At 44.1% G+C, this 13,906-nt stretch carries 10 protein-coding genes; 2 read left to right on the top strand and 8 right to left on the bottom strand.

Annotation, left to right across the window (positions count from 1 at the left end; translation table 11 throughout):
* Positions 1–2: 2 nt before the first annotated feature.
* From BSZ04_RS03965 to BSZ04_RS03945, 5 genes are all read right to left on the bottom strand, one after another.
* Positions 3–1,916 (bottom strand): bifunctional diguanylate cyclase/phosphodiesterase, encoded by a 1,914-nt coding sequence (locus BSZ04_RS03965; protein WP_088879615.1) that lies wholly within the window; start codon positions 1,914–1,916, stop codon positions 3–5.
* Between the two features lie 5 nt (positions 1,917–1,921).
* A complete protein-coding gene (locus BSZ04_RS03960) occupies positions 1,922–2,605 on the bottom strand; it encodes a transglutaminase-like cysteine peptidase (protein WP_010453726.1) in 684 nt (227 codons plus the stop codon).
* A gap of 93 nt (positions 2,606–2,698) precedes the next feature.
* Complete coding sequence (locus BSZ04_RS03955) at positions 2,699–4,090, bottom strand: HlyD family type I secretion periplasmic adaptor subunit (protein WP_088879614.1); 1,392 nt, start codon at positions 4,088–4,090, stop codon at positions 2,699–2,701.
* Between the two features lie 99 nt (positions 4,091–4,189).
* Positions 4,190–5,413 carry a sigma-54-dependent transcriptional regulator gene (locus BSZ04_RS03950; protein WP_088879613.1) on the bottom strand — a complete coding sequence of 408 codons (1,224 nt, stop codon included), beginning with the start codon at positions 5,411–5,413 and terminating at the stop codon, positions 4,190–4,192.
* The gene (locus tag BSZ04_RS03945; protein ID WP_088879612.1) at positions 5,406–7,283 is read right to left on the bottom strand and encodes a sensor histidine kinase; all 1,878 of its coding nucleotides are present in this window, start codon (positions 7,281–7,283) and stop codon (positions 5,406–5,408) included. The genes BSZ04_RS03950 and BSZ04_RS03945 overlap by 8 nt, the downstream gene beginning before the upstream one ends.
* A 180-nt stretch (positions 7,284–7,463) precedes the next feature.
* Here BSZ04_RS03945 and pdxH point away from each other — a divergent pair, with 180 nt between their 5' ends.
* Positions 7,464–8,099, top strand: coding sequence for a pyridoxamine 5'-phosphate oxidase (gene pdxH, locus BSZ04_RS03940; protein WP_088879611.1), 636 nt, complete (start codon positions 7,464–7,466; stop codon positions 8,097–8,099).
* Between the two features lie 63 nt (positions 8,100–8,162).
* On the opposite strand, the gene BSZ04_RS03935 is transcribed toward pdxH, so the two are convergent.
* Positions 8,163–10,010 carry an ABC transporter ATP-binding protein gene (locus tag BSZ04_RS03935; protein WP_088879610.1) on the bottom strand — a complete coding sequence of 616 codons (1,848 nt, stop codon included), beginning with the start codon at positions 10,008–10,010 and terminating at the stop codon, positions 8,163–8,165.
* A 405-nt stretch (positions 10,011–10,415) separates the two neighbouring features.
* Between BSZ04_RS03935 and BSZ04_RS03930 the strand changes: the two genes are divergently transcribed.
* Positions 10,416–11,417, top strand: coding sequence for an arginine deiminase-related protein (locus BSZ04_RS03930; protein WP_010453739.1), 1,002 nt, complete (start codon positions 10,416–10,418; stop codon positions 11,415–11,417).
* A 661-nt stretch (positions 11,418–12,078) separates the two neighbouring features.
* Here the strand turns inward: BSZ04_RS03930 and BSZ04_RS03925 are convergent.
* Positions 12,079–12,369: a hypothetical protein gene (locus tag BSZ04_RS03925; RefSeq protein ID WP_088879609.1), complete on the bottom strand. Its 291-nt coding sequence runs from the start codon at positions 12,367–12,369 to the stop codon at positions 12,079–12,081.
* A 112-nt stretch (positions 12,370–12,481) separates the two neighbouring features.
* A complete protein-coding gene (locus BSZ04_RS03920; RefSeq protein WP_088879608.1) occupies positions 12,482–13,789 on the bottom strand; it encodes an OprD family outer membrane porin in 1,308 nt (435 codons plus the stop codon).
* Positions 13,790–13,906: the final 117 nt, after the last annotated feature.

Here is a 13,906-nt window from a genome sequence, read left to right as displayed (position 1 = left end):
TTTTAATCTTTATCAACGATGAAGCCTTGGAATACTTCAACAAAATGTTCAGTTAGGAAATCTAGCTGAATTTGTGTTTCCACACGTGATGCAATCGTTGTGATGCCCAAGTTATGTGCGGTGCGAGAAATTGAAGTCAAAGTGAATTTCTGTTTCTCATCATGCAAGTTATGAGTGAATAAGTAATCTAGCTTCACATACCCAGGGCGGAACTCTTGAATGTAATCCAGTGATTGGAAGTTACGTCCATAGTTATCAACACCAAACTCGGCGCCCGCTTGGCGAATGGCATTACATAGCAGTGCGGTGTGGTGTGGGTGTTCAACAAAACAGTCTTCAGGTATCTCAAAGTGTAGCATTGACGCTGCTTTGGTATGCTTCTCCAGAATACTGGTTGTCCAACGAATAAAGGACGGTTGAGCCAAGCTGCTTTGTGCAATGTTGATGGCAACAGGCTCCGTGAGTTCTCCGCTTTCTAGCATCGTAATCATGGATTCGATGACGTACTGGTCGAAGATATTGGTTGCTTCAAGCTGCTCTAATGCAAACAGATATTGGTTCGCACGGTAAGTCTCACCATCTTTTTCAATGCTAGAGAACACCTCTTTATGGAAGACTTTACCCCAAGAGTTTTTCGCTTCTTGAAAACGGAATTTTATCCAACCGCTATGAATCGCTTCTTCTACCAGAGCTTTCCATTGCTGTTTACCCATCAAGCTTGAAGCGCTATCACTAGCGATGAAGCCGTAAGCTTTGTCTGGTTCTGACTTCGCTTTTGACAGCGCATTGTCCACCATAGACATAACTTCTGTTCTGGTTTTCTCTTCTTTACTGTGTGCTACACCCAGAGAGGCTTTTGGCTTAGCCATGCCTGTAGGGTCAGTATTTAGGCCATTCACACAGTTCATGATGCTATCAGCCATTAGGCGTAGTTCGCTTTCATCCATGTGTGGGAATAGCAAACCAAACTCATCACTAGATAAACGTGCGATTGTCGCTCCTGGGACATCAATGGTGTTCTTCAAACGCTGAGAAAGCTCTTTTACATGCGCATCTGCACGTTGGTAGTCCTTCGTTTCGTAGATATCACCAATGTACTCTGCATGTAGCAAGGCGATACCACCTTGAGTTTGTTCTGCTAGCCATTGGTCTACTTGGTTAATGTAGAATGAACGGTTACCCAGTTTTGAAATTGGGTCTAGGTAGGCTTGAGCACGCAGACGTTGGGCTTCTTTGGCTTGCTCTTTAAAAGAAAGCTCAATTTGCGCAGACATGGTATTAATACCATCAACAACGGCGATAAGATCTTTTGTCTTAGGACGTTTTAGCGGGTCACCAAACTGGTTGTTAGCGATTTCATGCATCTTCTTCACAATCGCATCGAGCGGCTTTAATGAGCGGCGTAAGATGTAAGAGATAGAGATTAGACCCGCTAGGAAAATCAAACCAAAGGCGCTTAGTAGACGAATAAACCCTTGCCACAGCTGCTCGTAAGCCGCACCTGGGTGGCTGATGATTTCAACTTCGGCTAACTGCATCCAGCCACTGGTTACCACACGCTTATCATGGATAGCTTTAAAGAGGTTTAGATCGATAAACCATTGTGGTACTGAGGTTGGCTTTACTGGGTACGAGCGTACGATTTGATAGTCTGAATCTAGCGCTGTTAAACGCACTACCGAATAGGTACTGCCGTCGAACAAAGCGTTGATTACTGACTCTACGGCAACCTTATCTTTGTTCTGTAGATAAGGCGCAAGAGCGAGACCTACCGTATTAATGGTATTGTTGACCTCTGAACGTTGCTGTTGCTCTAAGCTGTTACGAGTAGTGTTGAATTCGATTACGAATACTGATGTCATCAAGAGTATAAAGACCGTAACCATTCCCACTACAAGTTTCTTATAAAGGGTCATGTTTCTTACTCGTCATAGTTAATAATAGGTTTGTTTAAGTGCAACTTACGCTCGCGCGAACGTAAGTCATTCCAAAGGCTCAAACGTGATGATTTCCCGGCGAGTTCACCGTTACTGCCTGCAGATTTCATCAACCAAAGGTTTGAACCGTTAAAACTGTAAATCGGTAGCAAGTCGCTACGTTTGGAGGCTTTGACTACTTCTGGATTTATATTGTCCAAAATCAAAGGCTCTGAGCTTTGTGTTGGGTAATACGCGAGAACCATATGGAACTGATTCAGTTCAATGGCTTTAACGTACACCAAGCGCATTTTTGAATCAGGAACACCCAATTCAAGCAATGAGAAATACTTGGCGATAGTAAAATCTTCACAATCTCCGGCGCTACTACCTAAGAACTCTAAAGGTGTTGCCCAGTAGTCCTTTTTCCCCCAAAGCTTTATATCATCGACAAAATACATTTGGTTGAAAAAGTCATTGACTCCCGTCAGTTTTTCTTGAGTAGTAAGGTGTTGGTATAACTCAATGTTTTCCCGCCATGTTTTAACACGTAAGCCCGCTCTTTCACCGTAGGTGTTGGTGACCGCGTTTATCCATTTCTGCTCAAGTGGGCTCTGGGCTCCTCCGGGAAGAGCGAGCAAACTTAAACTCAACAGAACGCTAACTTTACGCTTTAAATTCAGTGGCATAATCGATATACATCACAACTGTTATCACGATCAATGTTCGTCATTGAGAACTTACTTAATTTGAGCTCGTTGATCGGATCTTTGCTTCGATGCTTACTCCTTTAATGCGTTATTTTTTGCGCTCAAAATTGGCTTCAATAGGTACTCCAATACTGTTCGCTTGCCTGTGATGATATCAACAGACGCGGTCATACCTGGAATAATCGGCAGATCGGCCCCCTTACCAAAATTGGTTTTATCAGTACGTACGCGTACGATATAAAAGCTATTACCTTCTTCGTCCTGAGTAGTGTCTGCACTGATGTGTTCGAGTACCCCTTCTAAGCCCCCATATTTAGTGAAGTCATAAGCGGTGAACTTAACGATAGCGTGTAAATCTGGACGTAAGAATGCAATATCTTGAGGGGCGATTTTCGCTTCCACCAACAAAGTATCTTCGGTTGGAACGATTTCTACAATGTCCATACCGGGCTGAATAACCCCGCCAACCGTATTGACGTTTAACGTTTTGATCGTGCCTGTTACAGGGGATACGACGATAGTCCGGTTAACACGGTCTTCTAACCCAACCGCAGACTCAACCAACGCAGACAACTGATCTTGAGTTTTATTGAGTTTCTCTTGTTGCTCCGAACGAAACTTAAGTGCCACATCTATCCGGTTCAACATTGCCTCTTTGATCGAAGATTTGATCACCGGAATTTTTAGTTCGCTTGATGTCATTTCACGGCGAGATTCGTTGACTTGACGATGTAGTTTCAATAGCTCAATACGTGGAACGACGCCTTCATCAGCAAGAGGTTTCGTGATATCCAGCTCTTTCTTGGCAAATGAGTAACTCTGACGCAAGTTGCGCACACGAGCTTCGATCTCAACGAGATCTTGCTGTTTCTGTTTTACCTGTTGATCAATGACCGATAATTGGTTGCGCAGGTTGTCTAGATCTTCACGGTACTCCGCTTTTTGGCGTTGAGTCAGTTTTGGCTGGTTTTCTTCTAATGTCGGTGGGAAGGTCAGTTTTCCGTAATCAAGCAGAACGCTTTTCTCCCAATCCTTTTCATCAAACTCTCGATTCACTTCGACACTACTAATAGAGGCGGAGAGCTGCAAAACTGACGCGGTTAAGTTCGCCACTTGCTGCTCTCGTTCACGAAAGTCAGAGCGAAAACGCGTGTCATCAATCAAAAGCAATTGCTGACCTTTTTCGACTTGTTGGCCTTCTTTGACAAGGATCTCTTTAACTAAGCCACCTTCTAAGTTTTGCACGACTTGTATTTGCGATGAAGGAATGACTTTTCCCTGACCAACCGTGACTTTGTCAATCTCTGCCCAAGATGCCCAGCCAATCGCGGCAGCGAAAAAAAGCACCATGACCCAAAGCATTAAACGGGCACTACTTGGTGTGTTGAGAAGCAATGCTGCGGTCTTGTCGTCAACAAAATCCAACTCTTCGTTGCTGAGTTTGTTGTAGTTATCTCGGCTCATTACATTCCTTGTTTTATAAAGAATAAATATCTTTTTGATTTTATTCTCATTTATTGACCATGTTAAGTAATAGCAACAGGATCAATAAATTAATTCTATCTAGGCCTTGAACTGTGTTTTGTCCAACTGATGCTTTTTTAGCTTGTCATACAATGTCTTGCGTGACACGTTCAATTCTAGTTGAACCTCTTTCAGCCTGCCTTTATGGCGTTGTAAAGCATCAAATAACAGACAGTATTCAAAGTGTTCTGTGCGCTGAGTCATACTTTGGAGTTCAATGCTGCGTTCGTTACTCCATTCACTCATAGGAAATGCTGCTGGTTTTAATGCTCGTAGCTCGGCGAACTGTCGTAGTTGTTTGATGTTCTCAGGCCACGACATTTGGGTTACTTGGTTTATTTCTTCCAATGTAATTTGTGGCGGCTGCAACTGATATCGGCTCGCGGAGTAGCGGACAAAGTGCTTATACAATGGAGCGATATCTTCTTTGCGTTCGTCCAGTGTGGGTAAGTGAATAACGAGAGCGGTGTTTTGAATATCAAAGCACGCACTGATGCCAGCACCTAAAACGCGTTTCAACCCAGGGTGCTGCACCAGTTTATCCCAACGATCGGCAGGGAGATATTCGAGACTGTGGACGTATAAACTGGATGATGATTTGCCTTGCGTAAGATAATCAATGCTTTTAGTAAATGCTTCATCAGAAAGTTCAGATAGATCGTACCCTGAAGCGATAAGTAGTTCGCTGTCTGGCGTTGCGTGAATATCGTGAGCAAACTGGGCAGCTAAGCGGCGGCCAGTTCCTTCTTTGCCTAAGAATATCATCGGTTTATTTGGTGTGCTGCTAATGATGGTTCGACGTATTGTTACCATTGCTTGGCTGTGACCGATCATTTTGGGACCAACATGAGTTTGCATGTCGAGCTCTTTTTTAAGCCATACGTTTTCTTGCAGGAGCAGCAGCTTGTCTTTGGCATTGTTCAGTGACTTCATTAGTTGCTCAGTCGAGAATGGCTTTTCCAAGAAATCATAAGCGCCTGCTTTCATCGCTTCCACAGCCGTTTTAACGTCACCATGGCCAGTGAGGACAATGACTTGAAAGTGTGCATTTTTGCTTAGTAGGGTTTTCATGAATTCGAGCCCATCCATGACGGGCATATGAATGTCCGTGATAACTACTGCTGGCGTTTGCACGTCAATTTCCCGGAGTGCTTCTATGGCATTTGGAAAGCAAGTAACGGTTAGTCCTTCAATTATTAATGCTTGGGAAACAGCATCACGAATGTGGGGCTCATCATCGACAAAATAGATTAGATCATTCATGAGGTTGCTCCGTAGGTTCTGTTACAAGAGGGACGGTAATCACGAAGGTCATGCCAGCTAACTCATGGGTACTTTTGTTGGCGTGATTAAATGCAGTCAAACTGCCGCCGTAGCTCTCAAGAATCCTTTTAGAAATCGTAAGGCCAAGCCCTAAACCTTCTGGTTTGGTCGTAAAGAATGGATCAAACACTTTTTCTAATGAAGAGTCTGACATTCCCGGGCCATTATCAGAGATTAAAATGTCACATAAATTATCGTGACATTGAACAGCCAGCGATATCTGAGGATCAATACGTTGTCCATCCATGGCTTGAGCCGCATTGTGAAAAAGATTAATCAACACTTGCTCAAGCTCGACACTGTGAATGGCTAAGCTTATGTTGCGGTGAATGGTTGGGACTTTCAGCGTGACGCCTTGTTTGATCAGTTTGTTGCTCAGTATGCTGGTGGCGTTGTGAACAGAGTTATGCAAATTAGCGATTTCATTATGTGTGTTTTGATCTGATTTACGAGTAAACACTTTTAAGCGAGCAATCACCTCTGAAATTGTATCATTCAAGCTCAGCATCTTGGCAAGATTAGCCGTGACCACAGGGTATTGTTCCATTGCCATCAAACGCTGAGAGTTTTCTGTGTATGTTCTCAGTGCGGCTAGAGGTTGGTTAATTTCATGGTTAATGCTGGCTGAAAGCTCTCCTAAAAGAGCGAGCTTTGCGGCTTGCGTGAGCTCTTGCTGGGTTTGTTTCAGCTCTTTTTGGCTCAGCTGATATTGACTAATGGTTTGTTGTAACTGTTGGTTTGCCTGACTTAGTACTACGGTTCGTTGTGTTACTTTTTCTTCCAAACTGACATTCATTTCAGCGAGACGAGCTTTGTTGACCATCATCTGAAACCAAGCAAGTGCGATTAAGCTCATTAAGCTGTAGAAAATCAGAAAGATGATGTCTGCTTGTAATGCAGCCATCAGAATTTGATTTTTCGTGACGATAGCAATGACTCGATAACCTTTTGCATGCAAAGGCTCGGCAAAGGCAAGGTAATGCTCTGATGGCAGCAAAGAAGAGTGTTCAAAATCCGTGAAGTCACCTTCTTGGGTTATATCGCCACGGTATTGAGGGAGTTGGTCACCATATTGTTGTGTGCGTGTGAGGTAGCTTGTTTGCGACTCTGTTAAGGGGAACAGCGCTTTGTATCGCCAGTTGGGCAAATTGCTCATAAACACAATATTGTGTTCATCTACCACGAGTATATCCGTCGATTCTTGAGCAAGGCTTTGTTCGAGTTGTTCGAGGTTTACTTTTACCGTGATAACACCAAGCACGTTTCCATCGGCGATTAGCGGGGAAGCAAAAAAATACCCTCTTTTATTTGAGCGAGCCCCAAGCGCAACATATTGAGCTTTCTCCCCTTTCATTGCGTTTTGGAAATAGGGTCTAAAGCTAAAATCTGCACCAACGAAACTGTCTGCTTGTTCAAAATTGCTTGATGCGATTACGGTTCCTGTTCGGTCATGAACATAGATCGTGTCGGCAAGACTTTGTTTAAGCCAGTCCGATAATAGTTGATTAAGCGATGATGAAGGTTCTTGATTTTTAAGTGCAGACAACAGGCGAGGATCGTGGCTTAGTACGTTGGGGATTTGTTCAAACTTTGCCAGTTCAGCGTCGATTTTTTGTGACACTTGATTTGATAATGTTGCAAGAAGTGATTGCCATTGGCGTTGCTGATATTGAGTCGCATAGTAGTGGGTAAGCAGTAACCCGACGAGTCCAACTGCGCTAATCAATAAAACAAAATGCCGAATGGCTTTAGGGTTGAGTATGTTCACGGCGAGCTCACTGGTTTTTAACGCCATGTTAGCAAAAGGCATTTAAAGGTACATTGAGCCACAACCACAACGAGAATTAGATCTGAATTTTGTGGGTTTGAACAAGGAATATCGGCGTATCAAAGAGTAGGGTGAGGCCCATTACCTTTGCGCTAACAAGGCTGACCTTGTAATTCCCCACCATCAAGCGCACAATCGAGAAAAAATAGTGAAGGAGTGAAGATGGAACTTTCCGACATCCGCCGTGAATACACAAAAGGTGGCTTACGCCGTAAAGACCTAAAAGCGGATCCAATCGACCAATTTAACTTATGGTTGGAGCAAGCAATCCAAGCTGGTTTGACTGACCCAACAGCAATGACAGTTGCAACGGTTGATGAAAACGGTATGCCATTTCAACGTATTGTTTTGCTTAAGAACGTCGATAAAGACGGCTTCGTTTTTTATACCAACTTAGGCAGCCGTAAAGCCCAGCATCTTGAGCACAACAGCAATATTAGCCTCCATTTCCCATGGCACCCGCTTGAGCGACAAATTCATATTACTGGTGTCGCAGAGAAGCTGTCACCAATGGAGAACATGAAGTACTTCACTTCGCGTCCGAAAGAGAGTCAGCTAGCGGCCATTGCAAGTAAACAAAGTAGCCGCATCTCTGCTCGTGGTGTGCTAGAAGGAAAATTTCTAGAGCTGAAACAGAAGTTTGCTAAAGGCGAGATCCCTGTACCTACCTTTTGGGGTGGGTTTAGAGTTAGGCCTAAGAGTATTGAATTTTGGCAGGGTGGTGAACACCGTCTGCATGACCGCTTCTTGTTCTCTCAGCATGATGGCGAGTGGGATATTGATCGCTTAGCGCCATAGCTTTGAACATCAGATAATAAAACACCGCCGAAAGGCGGTGTTTTGTTTTGAGGCATTTATTGCTTAAGCTCGCTTATCTTCTATCTCCTCACCAAGGAACCCCCCAGTTTGGTGAGCCCAAAGTTGAGCATAAATACCGTTGTTAGCGATAAGCTCTTTGTGCGAACCTTGCTCGACGATGTTGCCTTTATCAAGCACAATCAAACGGTCCATTCGCGCAATAGTCGACAAGCGGTGTGCAATGGCGATAACCGTTTTTCCTTGCATCAGCTCGTTCAAGCTTTCTTGAATAGCGGCTTCAACTTCTGAATCCAACGCAGAGGTTGCTTCATCAAGTACCAGCAACGGTGCATCTTTTAGTAATACGCGAGAAATCGCGATACGTTGACGCTGACCACCAGACAATTTCACACCGCGCTCGCCTACTTGTGCGTCGTAACCTACGTTGCCGAATGGGTCGGTTAGGGTATCGATAAACTCATGTGCATGCGCCTGCTTGGTTGCTTTTAGCAGCTCTTCTTCCGTAGCATCAGGGTTGCCATACAAGATATTGTCGCGGATAGAGCGGTGTAGCAGAGAAGTATCCTGCGTTACCATACCAATCTTTGAGCGTAGTGAGTCCTGAGTCACACTTGAAATTTCTTGGTCATCAATCTTAATACTGCCTTCTTCAACATCATGGAAACGAAGTAAGAGGTTCACTAAGGTTGATTTACCTGCTCCAGAGCGGCCAACCAAACCCACTTTTTCACCGGGTTTGATATTAAGGTCGAGGTTGCTGATGACGCCTTTTTTCTCACCGTAATGGAAACTGACGTTGTCAAAGTGGATACCACCTTCAGACACTTGTAGAGCTTTCGCATCCGGTTTGTCTTGGATATCAATAGGCTTAGATAATGTTTTCATACCATCGACAACAGTACCCAAGTTTTCGAACAGGGCTCCGACTTCCCACATGATCCACATCGACATACCGTTAATTCGCAGTGCCAAGCTGACGGCAATCGCAATTGCCCCGACACTGATGGCACTGTCCAACCACAAGTAAATCGACAGTGCAGCTACCGAGAACACTAATAGGTAGTTGGAGATTTCGACTGCTACATCAAAGCCTGTCACCAAGCGCATTTGACGATAAACGGTATTCAGGAAGCCTTTCATACCTTCTTCGGCATACTGCGTTTCTCGTTTGCTATGAGAGAACAGTTTCACGGTTTGAATATTGGTGTAGCTATCGACAATACGTCCAGTCATGGTTGAACGAGCATCAGCTTGCTCGGTTGCTACCTTTTTTAGTTTAGGGACAAAGTAAATCTGAATAGCAATATAAGCGGCTAGCCATACCAGCATCGGGATCATCAAGCGCCAATCGGCAGCCGCTAACATGACGATGATGCTGGTGAAGTAAACCGAGACGTAGACAAACACGTCCATTGTCTTCATGACGGTCTCTCGCACCGCTAAAGAGGTTTGCATTACCTTAGTAGCAACACGGCCAGCAAAATCATCTTGATAGAAGTTCAAGCTTTGATTGAGCAAGTAACGGTGTGCAAGCCAGCGTACTGACATTGGATAGTTACCCAGCAGAGTCTGGTGAATGAGTAGCGAGTAAACTACGACCAAAATAGGCATGACAATCAGCAATAAAGAGCCATAGAAAATAAGGTCGGCTTTATTGTCTTGCAAGAAGGTTTCTGGATTGCTGGTGGATAGCCAATCAACCAACTGGCCCATGGCACCAAACAGAGACACTTCGACGATCGCCACAATCGTCGACATTAAGGACATGATGATCAGCGGCTTTTCATATCCACGAGTATAGTGGCGTAAAAAAGCAAAGATCCCGGTAGGTGGCTGATCAGGGGTTGATTTGGGGAACGGCTCGGTAAAGCCTTCAAATCGTTTAAACATAACTCTTCCTAAAGTTAATAGTTGCCATCTCAGTAATTGAATCCATCAATTCTTCCTGCTTTGGACGAAGCAGTTAATACCGAGTATGAGACAAGACATATTGTGGTCTGCTAGCCAGAAAAGCAGACACTTTTGCGTATGTGTGAGAGGCGAAAAAATAGTCTAACCGATTGCCTTTTAAATGTAACTAGTTGGTTATAAAGAATTCGCTAGTGCATTATTCTTGAGATGACCATTCACGCGTCACAAAACAGTAAATCGACCAAGTGACAATAAAAAGTCGGACAATTTTGTATTTTGTCAGTGAATATTACTTTTGATTGATGGAATTGTTATTAAAAACAGCAAAACCGAGCTTAACAATAATTTTACAATCTCATCATTCTAGTGATAAGGATAAGATGGATGCTATTACACGAATCAGTGCCTCAGAATGCACGTGAACCAGAAGAAAGTACGCAAAGTGCTCAGCGTCATACCGCTAATTGTGTTGTGATGGTTCCGCCGAAAGAGTTTCGCTTTAATGAAGAAACCGCGCAAGACAACGAGTTTCAACACCAAGTGTCTCTGACTCAAGAAGAGGTCTCACGTAACACCATGGCTGAATTTTCCGCGATGGTTGAAACATTGCGTAAGGAAGGCGTGCAAGTCGTCGAGTTTGATTACCCTCAATCAGACACCGCAACTCCAGATGCCGTGTTCCCAAACAACTGGTTTAGCACTACTCCTCAAGGCTGCTTGTATACCTTTCCAATGGCATGTGAAAACCGCCAGCAAGAGGTTCGCCCGGATGCATTGGTTGCAGCACTTGCACAAGCGGGTCGAGAAGTGCATCAACAAGATTCATTAACCGAATACCTTGATGAAGAAGCCTACCTAGAAAGCACTGGCGTGATGGTGTTCGACCACTTCAACAAAACCGTTTATGCCGCGCTCTCACAGCGTTGTGATCGTCTGGTGTTAGAAGATTATGCCAAGCGCATTGATTACGATCGCGTGATTTCTTTCCAAACCCGTTTGCCTTCTGGCGCGCCGATTTACCACACTAACGTGATGATGGCGGTAGGTGAGCAGTTCTGCGTGATATGTGATGAAGTGATCCCTGAGTTTGAGCGTCGCTTTGTGCTTAAATCATTGGCGAAAGATAAGCAGGTGATCTCGATTTCTCTTGAGCAGATGAACCAGTTCTGTGGCAACATCCTTCAATTGGAAACGGTACGCGGCGATAAGGTGATTGCTATGTCTCAATCGGCTTACGATGCATTCTCTCCAGCACAAAGAAATCAACTCGCGACTCACGGTAAATTGCTGCCATTCGACGTTTCTACCATTGAATCGATTGGCGGTGGCTCTGTACGCTGCATGTTAGGCGAAGTGTTCCTACCAAGCCGCAAAGCCGTGCTATAAACCGCCCCCGAGTTTCCCCCAAAAAGCACCATGTTGAAAGATGTGGTGCTTTTTTGTGTCATTCTCGTCGTATCTAGTCTAAAGAAGGAGCTTCACTTTCCCGCGCGCTATCTGTTTTTTCATGACAACAACGAGCGTGCAGATCCTCATAGCCATCATAAGCGCATTCACCAATACTGTTTCTCGGACACACAGAATATTGGCTTCGACCAATGAGCTCTGTTTGACATATTGGACAGTACTTTTCCATAGCAACCTCCCACAATTAGCAATTGTTCATATCGTCCTTCGACACGAATTCAAAAGTAATTTTAGACCTTAGAGCATGACCAAGATGTGAACTTTTCATGTGCGCTGCGTGAGAAATAAGCATCTTTGTGAGGAACTGAGTTGAAACCGGCGGCAGGTAATGGTCTGGTTTTTGATTAAATTATTGATTTTTATGCCGGTTTATGAAAATGCGAAGGGGTATTTACTTGATGACTGGCTGTATAAGCAACGACTTTTGCAGTTACTTTTAGAAGTCATATCACAAAGATAGTTTGCATTCGGCGGCTATTTACAACGCAGGGCCCACTACTGGTTAAGAAATTACGCTCTATTAATTTAGATCTGATTTAGGAGGGGCAAAGCTTGGATTCGCCCTCCGGCTTTCATTGCATCACTTATACTTGATCGCAGAGTAAACGCTTATCCATTCGCTTTTCACTTCAACATAATTAGGCCCATCAACACATAACTCTGGGCTCCCTAACCCGGTCATTGCCATTTTCCAGCCAGCTCTTGCATCGCAACCTATTTTTGTTGTCGATTGAGTGGTGGTGTTTAGGGGATGAGCATCAACATACGACTGTACTTGAAAAGCCGAGAATATGAATTGATCGGCTTCTTTGGCGAAGGGAGCGGAGCTAAGGAAAAATGACAATATGCAGATTAAAAAAAACTTAGGCATAGAACCTCCATATCTATAGACGTCCCAGGATGACGTGCTTTAACTATAGCAGAGGGGATGAAGTGCAGGAGTGGCGAACTGAGTTCCGCCACTCTTAACAGGAGAGTTGAATCTAGAACAGATTAAAATCGTAGTGCGCGGTAAGTTTTATGTCGTAGTAATCTAACTTGTCGCCAAGTGCACTGCCTTCGCGATATTCTTGAGCCTTGTTAAGAATGGCTGATGTTTTAAATCCTTTAAGAGGCCCTTCTTGAACAGTATGACTTAGCACTAAGTTTGCACCTAAGCCTTCAATGTTGACGTCGTGGTCTCGATCTTCATAACCGTCGGTGACAACAAGCGCTAGGCCCATGTCGAAGGCGTCCGAAACTTTGTAGAAGCCGCCAAGCTGCCATGAGAACATGTCATAGTGGTTGCGGTCGATGCTCTGATCAAATGGGAAGCCAATATCGGTATCGATATCTGGGTTTCCAGGAAGCTTTTTACCTACTTGGCCAAATGAGCCCATAACCGTGACTCGATCTTTGTTCCACAATAGTTGGCCTGATACTGCATAAGTGTCATCATCGACATTTTGGTCTTGAGACAAGCCAATTGGTTGGGCATAGAAGCCAACGTACTCCGCTTTGAAGAATCCCGTTTCTGGGTTGATCCAACTGTGACTGCCACGGCTCATTAACTGCCACGATAAATCTTCCTGGTAGCTGGCACCAAGTGACAACATCGTTTCTTTGTTATCCCAAACCCCGGCAATGGAATAGCTAGGTTTCTTATCTACTTCAATCAAATATTTATCGCCGGATGGAGCAAGCTTAATATCTGTTCTGAATCCCTCATCTGTCCATTCTTGATAGTAGCCACCTGCGTATCTTTGGCTGTACATGCCATACAAATGGAAATTATTAAATGTCCCTTCATAGAAAACCCCTTCATTAAGTGATGGGACCGTGCGAACAGAAGAATATTCAATTAAAGGTACTTGGTATTCGAGTGAGCCATATCGGTAATCTGTACCGAATTGGCCGATTTTAATGTTGGCCCAATCACCAAAATCTAAACTGAGGTTGGCGTAGTTGATCGTAAAACTTTCATGGCCGTCTAAATAAAAACGTGTTGATTTATCGGGGTCTGCGCGTAGTTTTTCAATGTGGTATGTACCTGCTTGAATGCTTACGATATCCATGAACTGACCGGACTCGAAGTCAAACAAGAAACCTTGAACCCATGCATCGATCTCCGGGCCATAGACGCCATCACTTGCGCTTGGTCGCTCTGCGTTTCGGTACTCATTTCTCAATTTTACGCCTAAGGTTGAATCCTCGACGAAATTAGCTGATACAGGAGAGGTAAAAAATTGACATCCAAGCGCCACCGCTATGTATCCGGATATCGCTGTTTTTCGGGTAAGAAGTTTTGTCATTGTTATATTCCAGCGTAGGGTGTTATTTATGCATACCAATATATATATTGGTAGAATCCACCCCAACTTTGGTATGCCATTTTATTGATCAATAACACACAGAAATAATTTTTGGGT

It is taken from the genome of Vibrio rotiferianus, from assembly GCF_002214395.1.
In the GTDB taxonomy this organism is placed as follows: Bacteria; Pseudomonadota; Gammaproteobacteria; order Enterobacterales; family Vibrionaceae; genus Vibrio; species Vibrio rotiferianus.
Note: the sequence above shows the minus strand (reverse complement) of the source record. Positions and strands in the feature narration are given on the sequence as shown.

Bases quoted from the DNA above. Each gene is read 5' to 3' on its own strand.
- BSZ04_RS03925 (WP_088879609.1), bottom strand. From the start codon at position 12,369: ATGCCTAAGTTTTTTTTAATCTGCATATTGTCATTTTTCCTTAGCTCC.
- BSZ04_RS03960 (WP_010453726.1), bottom strand. From the start codon at position 2,605: ATGCCACTGAATTTAAAGCGTAAAGTTAGCGTTCTGTTGAGTTTAAGT.
- BSZ04_RS03935 (WP_088879610.1), bottom strand. From the start codon at position 10,010: ATGTTTAAACGATTTGAAGGCTTTACCGAGCCGTTCCCCAAATCAACC.
- BSZ04_RS03945 (WP_088879612.1), bottom strand. From the start codon at position 7,283: ATGCCTTTTGCTAACATGGCGTTAAAAACCAGTGAGCTCGCCGTGAAC.
- BSZ04_RS03955 (WP_088879614.1), bottom strand. From the start codon at position 4,090: ATGAGCCGAGATAACTACAACAAACTCAGCAACGAAGAGTTGGATTTT.
- BSZ04_RS03950 (WP_088879613.1), bottom strand. From the start codon at position 5,413: ATGAATGATCTAATCTATTTTGTCGATGATGAGCCCCACATTCGTGAT.
- BSZ04_RS03965 (WP_088879615.1), bottom strand. From the start codon at position 1,916: ATGACCCTTTATAAGAAACTTGTAGTGGGAATGGTTACGGTCTTTATA.
- pdxH (WP_088879611.1), top strand. From the start codon at position 7,464: ATGGAACTTTCCGACATCCGCCGTGAATACACAAAAGGTGGCTTACGC.
- BSZ04_RS03930 (WP_010453739.1), top strand. From the start codon at position 10,416: ATGCTATTACACGAATCAGTGCCTCAGAATGCACGTGAACCAGAAGAA.
- BSZ04_RS03920 (WP_088879608.1), bottom strand. From the start codon at position 13,789: ATGACAAAACTTCTTACCCGAAAAACAGCGATATCCGGATACATAGCG.